The following is an 18753-nucleotide window of genomic DNA, read 5'->3' on the forward strand; positions in this document are numbered from 1 at the left end:
TTCCTCCACGCGATAAGCCTGGTGCAGACAGACCCGCGGTCTAGCCGCACCGTCCACCCGCAATCCCAGGAGTGCAGGAATGCTAGACAAGACCTACGAATCAGCAGACGCAGCGGTGGCGGACATTCCGGAGTCGGCGTCCATCGCCGTGGGCGGTTTTGGGCTTTCGGGCAACCCCAATGTACTGATCCAGGCGCTGCTAGAGACCGGGGTCGGCGACCTGAAGGTCGTCTCGAACAATTGTGGAACCGACGACCACGGGCTGGGGCTCCTGCTGCGTTCCGGGAGGATCTCGAAGATGACGTCTTCATACGTCGGCGAAAACAAGGAATTTGCGCGCCGTTATCTCAGCGGCGAATTGGAGCTGGAGTTGACCCCGCAGGGAACGCTTGCCGAGAAGCTGCGTGCCGGCGGTGCTGGCATCGCTGCCTTCTACACGCGCACCGGCGTAGGCACCCAGGTGGCCGATGGAGGACTGCCCCAGCGCTACGGTCCCGACGGCGCGATCGTCCAGGCTTCCGAGCCGAAGGACCAGCGTAACTTCGCGCCCGGCGGCGAGCCGGGGACCTTCGTGTTGGAGGAAGCCATCGTTACCGACTACGCCCTGGTCCACGCCGCATACGGAGATCGCCATGGGAACCTGGTGTTCAACAAGGCTGCGCGGCAATTTTCTCCCGTGGCCGCTATGGCGGGCAGGATCTGCATTGCCCAGGTTGAGCACTTGGTGGAGCCCGGCGAGCTTGATCCCGATGCGATCCATTTGCCCGGGGTTTTTGTGCACCGCGTGGTGGAGGTGGGGCCCGATGTTGAAAAACCGATTGAAAAGCTGACGGTCCAGTCGGCCGGTGCCGCGTCCAACGACACACCATTTGCAAAGGAGGGCTAGCCAATGCCTTGGTCACGCAATGAAATGGCGGCCCGTGCGGCGCTTGAACTGCCCGACGGTGCCTATGTCAATCTCGGCATCGGCATGCCCACGCTGGTGCCGAACTATGTTCCCGCGGACCGCACGTTGGTGCTCCAATCGGAGAACGGGATCCTTGGGGTCGGCCCATACCCCTCGGAAGCCGATGTCGATCCCGATCTGATCAATGCGGGGAAGGAAACGGTGACGGTGCTTCCGGGCGCCAGCTACTTCGATTCCTCCACGAGCTTCGCGATGATCCGCGGCGGGAAGATCGATGCAGCGATCCTCGGTGCAATGCAGGTGTCTGCCGGCGGAGACCTTGCCAACTGGATGATCCCCGGCAAGATGGTCAAAGGCCCGGGCGGTGCCATGGATTTGGTCCAGGGAGCCAAGCGCGTCATCATCCTGATGGAGCATGTGGCAAAGGACGGTAGCGCGAAGATTCTCAGGGAATGCACCTTGCCGCTCACGGGCCGTGCGGTGGTGCAACGCATCATCACGGATCTCGCCGTAATAGACGTCACAGCCGGCGGCCTGCAGCTGGTCGAATGCGCCCCCGGTGTCACTCCCGAACAGATCAGGGCCGCAACGGACGCCCCGTTGGCGCTGCCGTAGGAGGCCTAACCGGGCGTTGGCCGGTCGGAAAAACCCGAGGCCAATCGATGGTTGCGCCGTGGCCCGGGCGGAAGATGGTCCCATGTGGATCGCTGACTGGAGGGGAATGCAGTGAGCCGGGAATCGGTCACGCAGGGTGCGTTCACCTGACTCACAGTTTCGTGACACACCCGCCTTTTGTACCGACCGTGTGCCGCCGGGACGGATAGAGTGCAAGAGCTGGCTTTGCAACTTCCTTCAACAAAGTCCCGTGCCTGGATCATGCGCCGGCGATCCCGCGGGCAGAGCTGCGATGATTAGATTCGAAAACGTCACGATGGTCTATGACCAAAAGTCGCGCCTTGGTTCGGAGAATGCGCGCCCTGGCCTCGACGACGTAAGCATTGAAATTGACCGTGGTGACTTTGCGTTTCTTGTTGGTGCCTCCGGCTCCGGCAAATCCACCTTCCTCCGGCTCATCCTGCGTGAAATCGTCGCCACCGGCGGTTCCGTCCATGTCGCCGGACAAAATGTTGCACGCATTCCCTCTTGGCGCGTCCCCAAGCTGCGTCGCGGCATCGGTGTCGTGTTCCAGGACTTCCGTCTTCTACCGCAGAAGAACGTTTTCGAGAACGTCGCCTTTGCCATGCAGGTGGTGGGGGAGAGCCGAAGTGCAATCCGCGACCACGTGCCCGAGGTCTTGAAGCTCGTTGGACTGGAGGGCAAGGAAAAGCGCCAGCCAGATGAACTTTCCGGCGGCGAACAGCAGCGTGTGGCCATTGCCCGCGCAATTGCCAACAAGCCGCAAATTTTGCTTGCCGACGAGCCGACCGGAAACTTGGACCCGGCCACGAGCGTCGGGATCATGAACGTCTTGGACCGCATCAACCAAAACGGCACAACGGTCCTTATGGCCACGCACGACGATGGAATCGTCAATTCCATGCGTCGACGCGTCGTTGAGCTTTCCTTGGGCAGGATCATGCGCGATGAGAGCTCTGGCGAGTACACCTCGATGATCCCGGTGATCAATCAGGACGGAACACGCGAATTACGGCAGGCCGATCACAGTACGTGGCAGAAACCGTCGAATCGCAGCCAGGCCTTCGCGCCGTTTGACACTGAGGACGACACGCCATGAAACTCGGATTTATTCTCGGCGAAGTAGGCGCTGGCCTCCGCCGAAACCTCTCCATGGTGGTCTCCGTAGTCTTGGTCACCTTCATTTCGTTGACCTTCGTGGGTACCGCGGCGCTCATGCAGATGCAGATCTCGCAGATGAAGGGCTATTGGTACGACAAGGTCCAGGTGGCCATTTATCTGTGCGGTGAGCACAACGAAGGAACCAACTGCACCGAAGGTGCGGTAACCGAGGACCAACGCGGCGAAATTGATTCGATGTTGGGCTCCTCGGCGGTGAAGCCATACGTCGACAGCTTCGAATACGAATCGAAGGAACAAGCCCTCACCCACTTCCGCGAACAGTTCGAAAACTCGTCCATGAGCGAAACCGTAACTGCCGACCAGCTTCCGGAGTCGTTCCGGGTTTCCTTGGTTGATCCTGAAAAATACCAGATCATCAAGGAACTCTTCTCTTCGATGGACGGAGTCGACGTGGTGGTCGACCAGCGGGAGTTGCTCGAGAAGATCTTCTCTATCATCAACATCGCATCTTTCGTTGCCATCGGCATTGCCGGCGTAATGATCCTTTGCGCGGTGTTGCTCGTTGGAACAACGATTCGCCTGTCCGCCTACTTACGTCGCCGCGAAACTGGCATCATGCGCCTGGTGGGGGCCTCGAAATCCTCGCTCCAGTTGCCCTTCATTTTGGAAGGCGTCATCTCGGCATTGATTGGCGCGTTGTTGGCCGGTGGCGTCTTGTGGGCGGCGGTAAGGTTCCTTATCGACGGGAAGCTTGCGCTCGACTATAAGGACACTGCCTTCATATCCACCGGCGAAGTTTTCCTGGTGGCACCGTGGTTGATCCTGCTGGGCGTGGTTTTGGCTGGTGTATCGTCGTTGGTAACCTTGCGGCGCTACTTGAAGGTTTAGGGCGCCGCCTACCTATGAATAATTCAGTTCACCGAGGACTCAAAGGACATTTATGTTAGCCAAAGCAGTATGGTGCCGTATGGCGCGTTCGGGAGCCGTGGGCGCATTGTCGATCGCCCTCTTGGTTTCCGGGGGCGTGGGTGCCCACGCGGATGAGCTAGATGACCAAAAGCGCCAAGTTGAACAGAACATCGATCACCTCTCCGAGGACTTGGAAGTCCTCGATGACGATATCAAGGTCACCGATGCGAAGCTTCGAGGACTGCAGGCACAGCTTCCCGGGGCTGAACAAGCCCTGGCAGATGCACAGGGCAGGGTGCGAAGGGCCGCCGATGAGGCGGCCGATCTCGCCCGGAGGGTCCAAGCGGCTCGCGAAACGCGCGATCAGCTGAACGTGAAAATCGCCGAGGGCAAGGCGAGGCTTGAGGATTCCAAGCAAATCATCGGACAGATTGCAACGGAAGCCTATAAGCGGGGCGGAGTCTCCTCGGACCTCTCACTGCTCATGAACGCCACTTCCGACGGCAATCTGGCCGCGGGCATGGATCTCGCAGACCAGGCCATGCGGTCGCAAAATGCCGCGCTCGATGCCTTGTCCGAACAGTCGGCGACCGACGCCAACGCGAAATTGCGTCTGGCTGCAGTGGAAGCTGAAATTACCGACCTCAAGTCCGCCGCCGATGCAGCGCTGGCGCGCGAGCAAGTCGCCCGTGACGATGCCGAGTCCAAGAAACGTGAACTTGATGGGATCATCTCTCAGACGGACGCGCTGAGTGCCGAACTCCTCGCCCAGCGTCCGCGCATTCAGCAGAAGCTGCGCGCCGAAGAGGCCGACCAGGTCAGGATCAACGGGGAAATCAAGGAACGCCAGGAGCGCCTGATTCGTGAGGAAGCCGAGCGCAAGCGCAAGGCTGCCGAGGCTGAGCGCAAGCGCAAGGCTGAGGCCAAAGCGAAATGGGAACGTGAAGAGGCAGCTCGGGCCAAGGAGGCCAGGGAAGAAGCCGCTCGACAGAAGAAAAAGAACACGTACGTTAAACCCAAGTACGTTGCACCCGCTCCGCAAGCGGCTCCGCCGGAAAGAAGTTCATGGGGCTTGATCAAGCCGGTAAGCGGCGGACGGCAGACCTCGGGCTTCGGTTGGCGGCCCACACCTGCGGGAACGATCGACTACGGTGGGCGAGGTGGTTACGTGCATGCCGGGGTCGACTGGGGCTTCGGCGGACAATGCGGCTCTCCCGTGCACGCAGCTGCGGACGGAGAGGTTTGGATGGCCGGCTGGGGCGGAAGCTCCGGAAACAAGGTCACCATCAGCCATGGTGTGGTGAAGGGCCGGGCACTGGCAACGAACTACCATCACATGCAGCGGATTGTGGTCGGCGTCGGCGAGAACGTGAAGCAGGGCCAGCTCGTCGGCTACGTCGGAACGACCGGCAACTCCACCGGCTGCCACATGCACTTCGAGACGATTCTTAATGGTGCGGCCGTAAACCCATTGGGACTTCTCTAGCGGTAAGCTATAAGCTCGCCAAGTGACGAAACCACTCGCGGAGAGGAGTTGCCAACGTGTCTAAGAAAGACCCGGAACAGCGGATTATTGCCAGCAACCGCAAGGCCAGACATGACTTCGAGATTCTCGATACCTACGAAGCCGGAATGGTGCTCAGCGGGACTGAAGTGAAATCCCTGCGTGAGGGCAAGGCTTCGCTGGTTGATGGATTTGGCCAGTTCTACCGCAATGAACTGTATGTGGAGAATGTCTACATCCCGGAGTACCTCAATGGCTCGTGGACGAACCATGCAGCCCGGCGGCGACGCAAGCTGCTCCTGCACCGCCAAGAGCTGCTGAAAATTGAACGCAAGATCAATGAATCCGGTCTGACGATCGTGCCGCTGAGCCTGTATTTCAAGAACGGGCGTGCCAAGATCGAAATTGGCGTTGCGCGGGGTAAGAAGGAATACGACAAACGCCAAAGCCTGCGTGAAAAACAGGACAATCGCGAGGCGCTTCGCACCATGCGGGAACGTAATCGCGGAGCTCGTGAGTAGTTGTCGCATCCTCGGGTCGGGAACCCACCGGTTCTCTCCACTCCGATGGCCGCAGTCCAACAGGGAATAGACGTGAGGCGATTGTGCGTTAGACTAGATATGCACGGTTAATCCGTGTGGTTGGGGCAACGCAAGTTGCTCATTGACAACAAAATACGGGGATGATCGGTTTCGACGGTGTGAGTCGCGACATGTGAAGCGGGCCGAGGATGCAAAGTTATCTCGTAAACGCTCTTTGCAAAACAATAAGTGCCGACTCAAAGCGCACTGACTTCGCTCTCGCTGCCTAAGCAGCCAGACAGTCCGTAAGCCAGGGGATGCTATCGCCCCTGTTCCTTACGTCATTTAGATAGCCACTGCGGGAAGTTTTCGTTACCGGAACGACCTGCATAATTTAGGTAACTGTGCCCGGATCAGCCGCTTGTTTGCATGACGGCTGGGGCAGAGAAAATCCAACGCAAACTGCGCCCGGAGAAGACCTGGCAACACCACATCGGACGGGAGTTCAATTCTCCCCATCTCCACAATGAACGCCCTGCGGATCTCTGGATCCGCAGGGCGTTTCTTGCGTTAACGAGTAATCGTCTATTCAGGGTCCCACCTGCTTAAAACAATGTTGGGTTGGTTATGCGTCGACGTTGCCAGTGGTCATTTCGACGTGGAATCTGTTCCGGGTCCATGTACTTGGGCAGCATGACTCCAGGCAAGCCGTTGATGTCCCGGACCAATTTAAGTTTCCCAGAATGGAAGTCATGGTGGTGGGCACTGCAGCCCGGACCAGAATTCTCGGCGCTGGTCACGCCTCCGTCCTGCCACGCATCGATGTGGCAGATTTCGCAATGCTCCGGCGGCACCGTGCAACCCGGAACCAGGCAGCCGCCGTCCCTGGCAAGAACGGCCTGTCGAATATAGTCCGGAACGAAACGTTGTTCCCGCCCCAGATCCAGGATTTGGCTCTCGGCGTTGAAAACGATGGGCAGGACCCCGGCATCGCATAGCAGCCGCCTAAGTTCCCCTGGACTGATTTCGAGCCCGTGGGCGGTGACGCCGGCCTGTTCCGCCAGACCTAAGAGGGTTTCTAGCCTGCAGTGGACCACCAAGGTTGCCCGGGCCAGGCCTTTGTCGCCATTCCCGTTGCGTCCCCCGATGCTTTTCAGGGCGTTGAGGATCGAGTGGAGGCGACGCCGTGCAGGCGTCAGCCCGTCATCTGCGGGAATGCCCGACTGCCAGTTCTCCGTTGTAGGCGCTCCGGCTGCAGAACCCTGTGCCAATGAATCCAATGTGTGGTCTGGGGTGGCCGCCAACCCCAGGTCGGTGTATGCGGTCCGGGGGAGTCCTTCCACGGGTGTTCCCGGATCAGCCCATGAGGGGATGCTGGGTCCTTCGTCTCGTCCCGGCTGTTCAGCGGCATCGTCACTGGCCTTCTTCATAGCATCGGCGGCAGCTTGGGCGAGTCGCTCTCTGTTGCCGGCTGCGGTACGCGGGTTGTCCGCGTTGGCGAAGTGCGCCAGGAACACCTCGGCCTCGAGATTGAGCATGCACAGACTGAAATAGGAAAAGTGCTCGGTGCGCCGGGTAAGGAAGATTCCGGTCTTGGCACCTACTTCTTCTGCGCTGGGTTCGCCGCGGTGCTCTTCAACCATCGATCGGTGCCAGGCAGTGATCAACTTGCCGGTTGCCTGCGGCCCCTGGGTGCGCAACGATTCCAGGATCTGACGTTCCATGGTGCCGGTCAGTTGCGCTGGGGCGGTTTGCTTCTTGATGATGGGTGCGGCCTTGTCGAGCTTTTTCGCTGCCTGGATTGCATGCTTGGGGTCGATCCGTCCAGCCTGCGCGTCGGCAGAAAGCTGCGGGTAGCGGGCCGGGTGCGTGATCCCGTTGATGTCCGTGTGGGAGAGCAACGCAGGGGCGGCGTTGATGCGGTCGCGCACCTCGAAGAATCCGACCCCCAATAGATGCTGAAGTAGGTCGGCTGTGTCCTTGTGGGGCAGGCGTCCGGTTGGTGCCGTCGCGGGATCCTCGGGTAGTTTCAAGCCCCCGTCGACGAGAGCCGCCGGTTGGGCGATCGCGGCGGAGAGCTGTTCGAGTGAGTCAAGCGACAGTTCGTGGGCGAGGGTGCGTTGGGCGCCCTGTGCCGCGAGGATCTGGATGAAAGCAGTGCGTCGTTCCGCGCGTTCCACGACCAGCGCCAGTGCGGCTGCTTCGGTGGGGGAGGTGGTCTGGATGGCCAGTTCGGTGGCGGTGGCGACGAAGAATTCCTCCGCGGCGAGCAATGAGCGCAGGCGATCGACCCCGGCCACTGCGTGGCCGGGCCTGGAAGGGTGGCCGCCGTGCCCGGGGCCGTTCCTCCGGTTCTGGTCGAATTGCTCGATATGCATGCCATTGAGCATGGCTGATGTGTCGACCCCGTTTCCAGAGGCAGCGAAAATCTGTGGACAAGCCGCTGGCGAGCCATCGCGGTTGGCTTCCAGAACCTCAAGAGGGCCCTCCCTTGTGCGGGGGAGCGCCCTGCCCCGTTCGCGGGATTCATGCGTCCGAACGAATCTCGGCTCCCGTCCCCGGACAGCCTAAAGGGGACGGACGGCGGCGGGGCACCGGATCGATGCCGGTGCGCTCCGCCGCCGTCCGCCCCCCTCAATCGGCAGAGCGCGGGCTGCCATGGCGGGTGGTGCCGGTGAAGGCTACTCGCCGGCGCCCGTGGTGATCGACGGCGCGGACTTCGGTGACTTCAGCGCCGCCAGACGTGCCTCGATCTCGGTCTGCTCGCCCAGGTCCTCCAGTGAGTTGAACTGGGCGTCCAACGACGAGGAAGCGAGTTCGGCGGCACCGCGCACTCGGGCTTCTTCGCGACGGATCTTTTCCTCGAAGCGGCTGACTTCGCTGGTGGGATCCATGATGTCGATGCTCTTCACGGCTTCCTGCACCTGGTTCTGCGCCTGGGCGGACTTGGCGCGGGCAACGAGTTCGTCGCGCTTGGAAAGGAGCTGCTGGCGCTTGGACTTCATGGCGTCCAGGCCCGACTTGAGCTTGTCAACGATGTCGCGCTGCGAGGTGATGGTTGGCTCGGCGGACTTCGCCTCCGACTCGGACTGCATCTGGCGCTGGATGGCGACCTTGGCCAGCGAATCGAACTTGTCGGCATTTGCGCCGTCGCCGGCGGAACGGAACTCATCGGCCTTGCCGGAGGCGGCCAGTGCCTTGTTGCCCCAATCCGAGGCGGCCTGGACATCCTCGGTGTAGTCTTCCTCCATCATGCGCAGGTTGCCGATGGTCTGCGCCACGGCGGTTTCGGCCTCGGCGATGTTGTCGGTGTAGTCGCGCACCATTTGGTCGAGCATCTTCTGCGGATCTTCCGCGGAATCGAGCATGGCGTTGATATTGGCCTTGGCCAGCTGTGCGACACGACCAAAAATAGACTGCTTTACCACGGTGAGACCTTTCGTTGACTGTCTTGTTGAACTTTTCCCTGTCGCGCTTCCGTGTGCCGGAGCTGCGTTACTGCAATCAAGGGGCGGGGCCGGCCTAGAAGTTGCCCCCGTCGCCACCGCCGAAGCCGCCTCCGAAGCCGCCGCCTCCGCCGCCGCCGAATCCACCGAAACCGCCGCCGCCAAAGAGGCCACCGCCGGAGTCGCCGGAATGGGAACCGCCGCGCAGGATGGAATCAATGAGGATGCCGCCGAGGATGGCACCGCCAAGACCGCTGCCGCCTCCGCGCCCCCCGCCAAAGCCGCCGCCGCCGAAACCGCCGCCGAAGCCATCGACATCGTTTTCCGCCTCGCGTGCGGCCTGGTCGGCCAGTGCAGAGGCATGCTCGGCATGGGACAGGGCGGTGGACGGGTCCGAGGGGGCCAGACGCAGGGCCTCCTCGACGTTGCGCTGGGCCTCGGCGAGGCGGGTGCGCGCGGTGGCGCCGACGCCGCCGCGCCTGGCCCTGATGAAGTCGTCGGTGCCGCTGATCTTCATCTGAGCGGTGCGGATGGCGGACTGCAGGGACTCGGCCGCGCGGTTGGCGCGTTCCCGCGCGTCGCGGATCTGGTTCAGCTGCTCATTGAGCGGGCGAAGACCGGCATCGACCTCCGAGACGAGCGCCACCGGATCCACCAGGCCGCTGCCGACCTGGGACTGGACCGAGGACAGCGCTGCCTCTAGGCGGGCGACGGAACCGGCAAGCTCGGGGTTGGAACCGTTGGCGACAAGGGCGCGGCCCTGCGCAAGGTCCTTCGCGGCGGTGGAAACCAGGGATTCGAGGTCCGCCCTGGCTTTGTCCAGGTCGTCTCCGGCGTGGGCGATCGCTTCAAGCAGCACGGTTGCCTGGTGCACGGCGTCCTCGCCGGCCCGCACGGCCACGGCGGCCTCTGAGGTCTCGGACGAGGCGATCTTCGCCTCCGCGGTGAGCACCGCGGTGTTGGCGAAGTCAAGCCGGTCGGTGGCCTCGGCAATGTTCGTGTGGACCTGGTGCAGCGCGCCCTCGGTGTAGCGGGTGGCGAGTTCGGCGAGATGGTCCTTCACGGTGCCGACACGTTGGCGCATGGGCTCGATCTGCGCCTTGAGCGAGGCGGCGGCGGCAGGTGCGTTCTGTTCCAGTTCGCGCAACGAGGTGAACTCCTCCGTGTGCAGCTCCAGTGTTTCGTTCACTGCCTCACAGCGGCGGATGATCTCCCCGAGCCAGGAACGCTGGTCGGCTTCGGTGTCAGGGATGTGGTCGTCCAGCTGCTGCTGCAACTTGAAGGACTCGGACATGTGCTCCTTGGCGGCAGCAATGTCCTCGGCGAAGGGCTTGATGGCGGCCTCGCCGAATTGGGCCTGCGCGAAGCCGACCTCCTGCTCGGAGGAGCGAATGGCGTCGTCGGCGGCAATCAGCAGGCTGCCGGCCTTGGTGCGCAGGTCAGGGATGCTCAGCGATGCCAGCGGATCCAGCGGCTTGCCGTCGGGGCCCGCGGCCACCGGCGGGGGACCTGCGGGAAGCTTCTTGCGGCGTGCCAGCGCCCAGGCGGTCGCACCGCCGACCACCGCGACGCCACCGACAAGGATCCATCCGGCGCCGCCGCCGGAGCCACCGGATTCGTTCGAAGCGGGCTCGCCACCGGTGGGCGACAAGCCGTTGGCCACGTTCTCGATGCCCGTGACCGCTCCCAGCGCCGCGGCCGCCCAATCTTGCTGGGACAACTGCGGGGCGACCATCCTGTTGTAGATGGTGCTGCTGTCTTCGGCGGAAATGTCACCGTCCTCGTGGGCGACGAATTTCGCGTTGCGCTGTTCCACGGCGATGGCCAGGACCGCGTCGCTGGTGCCCATCTGCTTGGACTCGGCAACGGCGTTAACCCATTCGTCGGGGTCGGCCGGATCGGAGAAGGTATCCACGAAGATGACGAAGAGCGACTGCCCGGTGTCCAGGCGCAGCTGGTTCACCGCGTCGGTCACTTCGGTGGCGTCGGACCCCAGAACCCGGGCCTGGTCCACCACGAACTCGCCCGGGGGAATCTGCACGGGGGAATCGGCCGAGGCCGGTGGTGCAAGCATGAACAGGGACAAGATTCCTGCGGAGGCAACAAGTGCCATCCGCCGGGGGAGCGACTTCATATTATTCCTTCACCCTTGCATGGTCGGCCGCGGAAACGTCGGGTCGGATGCGTGGATACTCGCAACTTTCCGGTTTCTGCTGTCGATGTTGATTCTATGGGGGCGATGCACGCGAGTCCACAGAATCGCCGGAGCATCCGGATGCTGATGGCGAATAACGCATTCTCACAGCTAACACTCAGGTGCCCCTTTTCGCCGCCACAGCCCAAAAGGGCATAGTTGTAACCAGGAAATGCAGGATTATCCACCTTCAGGATGGGAAAAAAGCCATGAGCGAGAACGAGTCACAGAACCCGGGAACCCCGGCCGACGGCCGGTCGCAGCCCGAATCCGGCGCCGTGCCGCCGCGCCCCGTGGCACCGCCAACCACCCCCGCCAGCGGTCCGGACGCCGCGCAGCCGGCTGCCAAGGAGCAGCCCGCCGCGGACGAAGGGCGGGCTCCGGTGGACAAGATCGAGGGCGCCGCGGACCAGACGCAGTCAATGCCGCGCCACACCGCCGCGCAGCAGGATGCCGCCGGCCCGCAGCAGCCTGCCTACGGACAAGCCTGGAACGCGCAGGGGCAGCATTCCGCCTCGCCCTACGGGTCCCCGACCCCCGAGGACCACGCCGCGGCCTTCGTCGCGCCCCCATCCCAGAACAATTCCCCGAAGAAGTTCACCTCCGGCGCCCTGATCGTGGGCATGGTTGCAGCAGCACTCGTGGGCGCCGGCGGCGCGGTGGGCGCCAATTACGTGATGTCCTCCAATGGAACCACCGTCTCATCGAGCACCCAGACGCCGCGGGGCGACGTGGTCATCAACAACCCGGAGAACGTCACCGCTGTCACCGCCGCAGCCGCCAAGGCCAGCCCCAGCGTCGTGACCATCGACGTCTCCGGCTCCGGCTCGGCCGGCTCGGGGTCAGGCATCATCCTGGACACCGCCGGACACATCCTCACCAACACGCACGTGGTGACCCTGGGCGGCACCACCGGCGACCCGTCGATCTCGGTGCGCACCTCGGACGGGAAGGTGCACAACGGCTCCCTGGTGGGAACCGACCCGCTCTCGGACCTGGCCGTGATCAAGATCGATGCACCGTCCCTGGTTCCGGCGACGTTGGGCGCCTCGTCCGACCTGAACGTGGGTGACACGGCGGTCGCCATCGGTGCACCGCTGGGCCTGAGCGGCACCGTCACCGACGGCATCATCTCCACGCTGAACCGCACCATCTCCGTGGCCTCCTCGGCGGTGCCCGAACAGGACGAGAGCGCGGAGGGAGACGGGGACGGGAACCAGTTCAACTTCCGGTTCCCCGGTGTCCCGGAGCAGCAGTCCGGGTCCGCCGGCTCGATCTTCATCAACGTCATCCAGACCGATGCAGCCATCAACCACGGCAACTCGGGCGGCGCACTGGTGGACGTCAACGGGGACATCATCGGCGTGAACGTCGCGATCGCCTCCTCCGGTTCCGGTTCCGAGGGCTCCTCGGACAGCGGGTCGATCGGCGTCGGCTTCGCGATCCCGATCGACTACGCCAAGCGCATCGCCAACGACATCATCGCCGACGGCTCGGCCTCGCACGGCATGCTCGGGGTCGAGGTGCTGGCCAAGCCCGCATCCGTGGAGAGCGGCGGATCGTCTTCCTTCAGCGTCGGCGCCGAGGTCAAGAAGGTCGTTGCCGACAGCCCGGCGGCCGCCGCCGGCCTGGAGGTCGGGGACGTGATCACCGGGGTGGATGCCCGCACCATCTCCGACAGCACCTCACTGACCGCCGCGATCCGAGAGCTCCCTTCCGGTGGAAAGGCGGAAATCCACTACACCCGCGGCGGGAACGCTGCCACGGCGAATGTGACGGTCGGGGAATCCCCGGCCAGTTGATTCCGGGCCCGCCCGCAACACGGGGTAACACGGCCGGTCCCGCCGGCCGCAACGCGGCGCAACACGACGCAATCCGGCGAAATGTCACGGGACGCGGCGTGCCTGCAAGAAGGACCACGCCCTCTTCCTGCAGGCACGCCGCGTTTGGTGCGTCGGAGCCGGGAACGGGCAGCTCGCGGGGCCCGGGCAATGCCATCGGGCGGTGCCCGGCACCGATACGATATACGAGGGGGAAAGGGCCGGTCCCGCCCGCCTTTGGCGGAAGCCGGTGAGCACCGGCCGCCGTTTCCACCCAGATCTGTCCACGTTTTCAGAAAGGCAGCAATGAGCCAGAACACCGGCACGCCCTTGAACATTCTCGTGTTGGTCAAACACGTGCCAGATGTCCAATTCGAGCGCCAGCTGACCGGTCCGGGCAACAGACTGGACCGCAAAGATTCCGTCCTGTCGGAACTCGACGAATACGCCATCGAGGCCGCCCTGGCGCTGTCCGAGTCCCGCGGCGGGGACAAAGCCGGCAACACCGTCACGGCGATGACGATGGGCCCGGACGCGGCGGCGAACGCCGTGAAGAAGTCCCTGCAGATGGGTGCCGCGAAGGGTGTGCACATTTCCGATCCCGCGCTGGCGGGCTCCGACGCCGGGGCCACGTCCCTGGTGCTGGCCACGGCCATCAAGCACCTGGGCGGCTTCGACGTGGTGCTCACCGGCATGGCCTCGACCGACGCGGAAACCTCGCTGGTGCCGGCGCAGCTGGCCGAACGCCTGGGCATGGCGCAGCTGACCAACCTGTCCAAGGTCGAGCTCGACCCCGGATCCAACACGGTTACGGCGGTGCGTGAGGGCGAGGACGGGGCACAGACCCTGGAAGCCGGGCTGCCGGTGCTGCTCTCGGTCACCGACCAGGCCAACGAGCCGCGCTACCCGAATTTCCGCGGGATCCTGGCAGCCAAGAAGAAGAAGGTCACCACGCTCACGCTCGCCGAGCTGGGCCTGGCCGAATCGGCAGTGGGCGCCGCCGGGTCCGCGACCCGCGTCCTGGGCGCAGATCCGCGCCCGCCGCGCGCCGCCGGCGAAATCATCACCGACTCCGGCCAGGCCGGCATCGCGCTGGTTGACTTCCTTGCCGACGCCAAGCTGATCTAGCACCTACCCAAGGGGATACACGCATGATGAAGATATTGGTTTACATCCACGCCCCCGCCGGCACGCCATCCAAGGGCCAGCGCGAGCTGCTGGCGCTGGCGGCCCGGCTGGGCGATGCAAGCGCGGTGCTCGGCGGCCCGGCCGACGATGCCGCACTGGCGGGGCTTGGCGCAGCCGGCGCCAGCGGTTTCTATGCCGCTGCCGGCGGCCTGGACGCCGGCGGGCTCATCGCCCCCGCCGTATCGCTGCTGGAGGCAGCGGTGCGCGCATCGGGTGCCTCGGCGGTGCTGTTGCCCAACAGCGTCGAGGGACGCGAAATCGCCGCACGGACTGCGGTGCGCCTGGACGCCGGAGTCATCACCGACGCCATCGACGTGGACGCCGAGCTGACGGTGACCAAGCCGGTGCTCGCCGGCAGCTGGACCGTGAAGGCACAGGCCACCCGCGGACCGGCGCTGATCACGCTGAAGGCCAACAGCATCGAGGTGCCCGAGGCGGCGCCCGCCGTCGGCGCAACTGCGCCGGTGCACGAGCTCGAAATCGGCGACACGGCCCCGGCTGCCCGCATCACCGCCACCGCACCGCACACCGCCACCGGGCGCCCGGAACTCTCCGAGGCCCGCTTCGTGGTGGCAGGCGGCCGCGGCGTCGACGGGGATTTCGGCCCCGTCGAGGACCTGGCCGACGCGCTGGGCGCGGCGGTGGGCGCCTCGCGCGCCGCCACCGACGCCGGCTGGATCGACCACTCGGCGCAGGTCGGGCAGACCGGCACCACTGTCTCCCCGCAGCTGTACATCTCCGCCGGGATCTCCGGGGCCATCCAGCAAAAGGCAGGCATGCAGACGGCCAAGACCATCATCGCGATCAACAAGGACCCCGATGCCCCGGTCTTCGAGATCGCGGACCTGGGCATCGTGGGGGACCTTGCCACGGTGCTGCCGCAGGCAGCCGCCGAGATCCGCCGGCGCAAGGGCTAGCGGGCGTGGGCATCTTTGACCCCGGGACCGAGCCGGTCAACCGGGTGCTGTGCTTCGGCGCGCACCCCGACGACCTGGACTTCGGGGCCTCGGGCACCGTGGCGGCCTGGACCGCCGCCGGCGTGCAGGTCGAATACTGCATCATGACCGACGGTGACGCCGGGGGATTCGATGCGCGCACCGCGGCGGAGATCACCGCGACCCGGCACAAGGAGCAGCGCGCGGCCGCGGCCCTGGTGGGAGTGGACACCGTGCACTTCCTGGGGGAGGCCGACGGCTTCCTGGAGCCCAACCACCGCGTCATGAAGCAGGTCGTCGCGCTGATCCGCGCGCTGCGCCCCGACGTGGTGGTGGCCATGCACCCGGAACGCAACTGGGAGCGGATCCAGCGCTCGCACCCCGACCACCTGGCCTGCGGCGAGGCGGTGACCCGCGCCATCTACCCGGCGGTGGAGAACCCGTTCTCCTACCCGGAACTGCTCGAGGCGGGGCTAGAGGCGTACAAGCTGCCGTGGCTGTGGCTCTACGGGGCACCGGCCGAGCGCGAGAACCACCGGGTGGAGATCACCCAGGTGTTCGACCTCAAGCTCTCCGCGCTTCGCCAGCACCTGAGCCAGCACCCCGACGTGCCGGCCATGGAACGCTATGTGCGGGCCCAGAGCGCGGACCAGGGAGCCAAGGCGGGCCTGGCCCCCGGCGCCCTGGCGGAGGCCTTCCACGTGGTGGCGGTCAACGCGGCTGACACCATCGCCGGTTTCTAGCGTTCATCGGACCAGAGCACAGTGGGCCGTCTTCCCTGCGTAGGGGAAGACGGCCCACCGTCGTCTGCGGCGCGGGTGCGCCGATGCGTCGCTACTTCGGCTCGGGAAGGTCAAGCACGGCAAGCGGCGCGGAGCTCGGGGCGGTGCTGCTGCCATCGGCCGGCTCCAGCGAGACCATGACGGAGGCGATCTTCTCGACGCCGTTGAATCCCTCCTGCGCCGGTTCCTCCCCGGGAACGACGTTGGCCAGCAGGGTGGGCCTGTCGGTGGAGGCCTCGATGAGCCACACCGAGTAGGTCTCGCTCGAGCCCACGTCCGGCAGGCCGGTGAGCTCGATCATGCCTGCATCGGCCTTCGCCGAGGTGGTGAGCACGGCGTTCCCGCCGCCTTCCAGTTCCGCCTGGACGACGACCTGGTCGGAGGCGCGCTCGACCTTGGAGACGTAGTTGGTCGGGACCAGGGTCGACAGGCCCGCGATGAGGCCGATCAGGAGCACTGCCAGGCCCGCAACCACGAGCACCCACCTCTTGAGCGGGCGTCGGGCCGGGCGCTCGGCGTCGGTGGACACCTGGTCCACCAGATCCATGCCGAGGTCCTCTTCGTTCTCGTCGCCGCGATGCGCGGGGGTGGCGGGATCGGTGCCGGTCATGAGTTGCCGTCCTTTGGAAATCGAGTTGGGGTGGCCGGGGAATGCCACGTGTAAGCATAGGCGAGAAGCCTAGGTGTTTAGTGTGTGCCGGCCGGATACCGGCCGCATGCACCGGGTGCCTAGCGCGCGCCGGTGCCGGTGCCGGTGCCGGCGAAGCCGTGCTGTCGCCAGGCCTCGTACAGCGCGATCGAGGCGGAGTTGGCCAGGTTCAGCGAGCGGCGGGCCTCCAGCATGGGCAGGCGCACCGTGGAGGTCACGTGCGCGTCCTGCTTCACCTCGGTGGGCAGGCCGACGGATTCGGGGCCGAAGAGCAGCACGTCGCCCGGCTCGTAGGCCACATCGGTGTACATGGTCCCGCCCTCGGAGGTGAAGGCGAAGACGCGTGTGGGGGCCAGGGCAGCCCACGCCGATTCGAGGTCCTTGTGGACGGTGACCACTGCCAGGTCGTGGTAATCGAGGCCCGCCCGGCGCAGCTTGGAGTCCTCGAAGTCGAAGCCCAACGGCTCAACGAGGTGCAGCTCTGCGCCGGTGACGGCGGCCAGGCGGATGGCATTGCCGGTATTGCCGGGAATTTCGGGAGTGTAAAAAAGGATTCGGAACACGCCCCCCAGTTTACGGTGCCGGGGCCCCGACGCCCGCAGGGGCCCGGTCCATGGCGCGGCCCCTGGCCCGCCCGGGCGGGAAGCTGTCCCGCGTGGTTAGTACATTCCGCCCAGCAGGCGCGCCAAAATGGTGCGATCCACCACATGCGGGGCCGGCCCGGTGCCCAGGAACATCTTCATTTCCCGCACCAGGTTGATGGCGTTGACGACATTCAGCGCGTTGATGGGGCCGGGTTCGGCGCCGCGGGCGTAGTCGATGACTGGTTCGTGCAGGTTCCCGTCCGGGGACAGGATGACCGTCCAGCCGGTGACGTTCAGCTCGGGGAAGAGGCGCTGCATCTCGTGCACCAGCGGGGCAATGCGCGGCGGGTCGATGTGCTTGCCGTCGCGCAGCAGCGAGGCACCGTCCCAGCGGTAGACGCCCTTGGGCAACATCATGGAGTGGATCAGCGCCAGCCGGTAGCCGCCCAGCAGGACGTGGTCGATGTAGCCCCCGCCCGGGGCATGCAGCCCGTTGACCAGACGCGTGGAGGGCAGCGACGGCAGCACCCTGCGGACCAGCAGTTGGACCGTGCGGTTCTCCCGCGCCAGCCGGGCCTGGGCACCGAAGATCCCGCGCTTGCGCGGGGTGCCATGCACCTGGCGGACCGAGGTTTCCCGGTCAATGGCACCGGGGACATCGAGCGCCGGGAGGTAGGTCGTGGCGTCGGTGGCCGAGGGGCGGGCATTGTCGGTCCCAAAACGCATCGAGCCTCCGTCGGACGGGCTTCCGCCGGCCTCGGGGGCTGGCGCCTTGCCGCGCCGGTAGCTTGATTCGGTGCCGTAGCTGCGGTCATAGCGGGTGCGGGCAGCGGGGTCGATCAGCGTTTCGTAGGCCAGCGTCACGGCGGCGAAGTCCCGGGCGTCTCCGCCGTGGTCCGGATGGGTCATGCGGGCAGCCTTGCGGTAGGCGGACTTGATCTCGGTGGCGCTGGCGGTGGGGGCAACGCCCAGGACCTCGTAATGGGTTTTCCGCTGGGCCACGTGGCTGCCTTTCGGATCGGGAATGCAGGCATCGATGCGCGATGTTGCTCAAGCGATCTTACCGGTTGCCGATGGACGTTTGCCCTGCAGGACCGCTCCCGTGCGCCCGGCGGTATTCGGCCAGCAGGCCGCTATCCTCCTCGAGCAGAAGGTGCAGGGACATCACGCGGGACACATCCGTGGGGGTGCCGCGGGCAATCCGGCGCGAGTCCCCGCCCACCAGCAGCGGGGAGAAGGTCACGCAGAGGCTGTCCACCGCATCGGCCCGCTGGAAGTCGCCAAGGAGCGTGGGCCCGCCCTCGGAATGGATCACGCGCAGGCCCTTGCCGTGCAGCGTCCGGATGATCCACCGGGGGTCGATGACAGGCCCCGGGTCCCCGGAAGCGATGACCTCCGCCACCGCGCCCAGGGCCGCCGCCCGCTCCGGATTCGCGGCGCCCGAGGTGAGGACCAGGATCTTGCCGGGGTTCGTGGTGAACAGTTCGCTCCCGGGATCCAGGTCCAGGTGCCCGGAGACCACCGCCAGCAACGGGCGCTCGGGCATGCCGCGCGCC

Annotated in this window: 17 protein-coding genes and 1 other RNA gene; 11 read left to right on the forward strand and 7 right to left on the reverse strand. The window is 65.1% G+C overall.

Going from position 1 to position 18753, the window contains the following annotated elements; translation table 11 throughout:
* The first annotated feature begins 79 nt into the window (after positions 1 to 79).
* The 7 genes from ACIPUB_RS10000 to ssrA all read left to right on the forward strand — a co-directional run bounded on the left by ACIPUB_RS10000 (position 80) and on the right by ssrA (position 6126).
* Positions 80 to 886, forward strand: a complete 807-nt coding sequence (locus ACIPUB_RS10000) for a CoA transferase subunit A (RefSeq protein WP_407607236.1) — start codon at positions 80 to 82, stop codon at positions 884 to 886.
* 3 nt (positions 887 to 889) lie between these two features.
* Entirely contained in the window at positions 890 to 1522 is a 633-nt protein-coding gene (locus ACIPUB_RS10005; RefSeq protein WP_407607237.1) for a CoA transferase subunit B, read from the forward strand.
* A 292-nt stretch (positions 1523 to 1814) separates the two neighbouring features.
* A complete protein-coding gene (gene ftsE, locus ACIPUB_RS10010) occupies positions 1815 to 2642 on the forward strand; it encodes a cell division ATP-binding protein FtsE (protein ID WP_407607238.1) in 828 nt (275 codons plus the stop codon).
* Positions 2639 to 3553: a permease-like cell division protein FtsX gene (ftsX, locus tag ACIPUB_RS10015; protein WP_407607239.1), complete on the forward strand. Its 915-nt coding sequence runs from the start codon at positions 2639 to 2641 to the stop codon at positions 3551 to 3553. The genes ftsE and ftsX overlap by 4 nt, the downstream gene beginning before the upstream one ends.
* Positions 3554 to 3605: 52 nt before the next feature.
* A complete protein-coding gene (locus ACIPUB_RS10020; protein ID WP_407607240.1) occupies positions 3606 to 5060 on the forward strand; it encodes a peptidoglycan DD-metalloendopeptidase family protein in 1455 nt (484 codons plus the stop codon).
* Positions 5061 to 5116: 56 nt separating this feature from the next.
* Positions 5117 to 5599: an SsrA-binding protein SmpB gene (gene smpB / locus ACIPUB_RS10025; RefSeq protein WP_310288261.1), complete on the forward strand. Its 483-nt coding sequence runs from the start codon at positions 5117 to 5119 to the stop codon at positions 5597 to 5599.
* A 157-nt stretch (positions 5600 to 5756) separates the two neighbouring features.
* Positions 5757 to 6126, forward strand: a transfer-messenger RNA (tmRNA) gene (ssrA, locus tag ACIPUB_RS10030).
* A gap of 78 nt (positions 6127 to 6204) precedes the next feature.
* Here the strand turns inward: ssrA and ACIPUB_RS10035 are convergent.
* From ACIPUB_RS10035 to ACIPUB_RS10045, 3 genes are all read right to left on the reverse strand, one after another.
* Complete coding sequence (locus tag ACIPUB_RS10035) at positions 6205 to 7977, reverse strand: DUF222 domain-containing protein (protein ID WP_407607241.1); 1773 nt, start codon at positions 7975 to 7977, stop codon at positions 6205 to 6207.
* 303 nt (positions 7978 to 8280) lie between these two features.
* Positions 8281 to 9027, reverse strand: coding sequence for a PspA/IM30 family protein (locus ACIPUB_RS10040; protein WP_407607242.1), 747 nt, complete (start codon positions 9025 to 9027; stop codon positions 8281 to 8283).
* 94 nt (positions 9028 to 9121) lie between these two features.
* A complete protein-coding gene (locus ACIPUB_RS10045; protein ID WP_407607243.1) occupies positions 9122 to 11179 on the reverse strand; it encodes a TPM domain-containing protein in 2058 nt (685 codons plus the stop codon).
* 269 nt (positions 11180 to 11448) lie between these two features.
* Here ACIPUB_RS10045 and ACIPUB_RS10050 point away from each other — a divergent pair, with 269 nt between their 5' ends.
* The 4 genes from ACIPUB_RS10050 (at position 11449) to ACIPUB_RS10065 (ending at position 15925) form a co-directional block, all read left to right on the forward strand.
* Positions 11449 to 13041 (forward strand): trypsin-like peptidase domain-containing protein, encoded by a 1593-nt coding sequence (locus ACIPUB_RS10050; RefSeq protein ID WP_407607244.1) that lies wholly within the window; start codon positions 11449 to 11451, stop codon positions 13039 to 13041.
* A gap of 324 nt (positions 13042 to 13365) precedes the next feature.
* On the forward strand, positions 13366 to 14187 hold the full coding sequence (locus tag ACIPUB_RS10055; protein ID WP_407607245.1) for an electron transfer flavoprotein subunit beta/FixA family protein: 822 nt from the start codon (positions 13366 to 13368) through the stop codon (positions 14185 to 14187).
* 23 nt (positions 14188 to 14210) lie between these two features.
* Positions 14211 to 15164 carry an electron transfer flavoprotein subunit alpha/FixB family protein gene (locus ACIPUB_RS10060; RefSeq protein WP_407607246.1) on the forward strand — a complete coding sequence of 318 codons (954 nt, stop codon included), beginning with the start codon at positions 14211 to 14213 and terminating at the stop codon, positions 15162 to 15164.
* Positions 15165 to 15169: 5 nt separating this feature from the next.
* On the forward strand, positions 15170 to 15925 hold the full coding sequence (locus tag ACIPUB_RS10065; RefSeq protein WP_407607247.1) for a PIG-L deacetylase family protein: 756 nt from the start codon (positions 15170 to 15172) through the stop codon (positions 15923 to 15925).
* A 91-nt stretch (positions 15926 to 16016) separates the two neighbouring features.
* Here the strand turns inward: ACIPUB_RS10065 and ACIPUB_RS10070 are convergent, their stop codons facing one another.
* The 4 genes from ACIPUB_RS10070 to ACIPUB_RS10085 all read right to left on the reverse strand — a co-directional run.
* Complete coding sequence (locus ACIPUB_RS10070; protein ID WP_264270728.1) at positions 16017 to 16574, reverse strand: anti-sigma factor; 558 nt, start codon at positions 16572 to 16574, stop codon at positions 16017 to 16019.
* Positions 16575 to 16693: 119 nt separating this feature from the next.
* Positions 16694 to 17176, reverse strand: a complete 483-nt coding sequence (locus ACIPUB_RS10075; RefSeq protein WP_407607248.1) for a tRNA (cytidine(34)-2'-O)-methyltransferase — start codon at positions 17174 to 17176, stop codon at positions 16694 to 16696.
* 96 nt (positions 17177 to 17272) lie between these two features.
* Complete coding sequence (locus tag ACIPUB_RS10080) at positions 17273 to 18199, reverse strand: J domain-containing protein (RefSeq protein WP_407607249.1); 927 nt, start codon at positions 18197 to 18199, stop codon at positions 17273 to 17275.
* 58 nt (positions 18200 to 18257) lie between these two features.
* The coding region (locus tag ACIPUB_RS10085) for a dihydrofolate reductase family protein (RefSeq protein ID WP_407607250.1) at positions 18258 to 18753 on the reverse strand (496 nt) is incomplete at its 5' end.

Origin of the sequence: Paeniglutamicibacter sp. ORCA_105 (assembly GCF_045798545.1) — a bacterium.
Classification (GTDB): Bacteria; Actinomycetota; Actinomycetes; order Actinomycetales; family Micrococcaceae; genus Paeniglutamicibacter; species Paeniglutamicibacter sulfureus.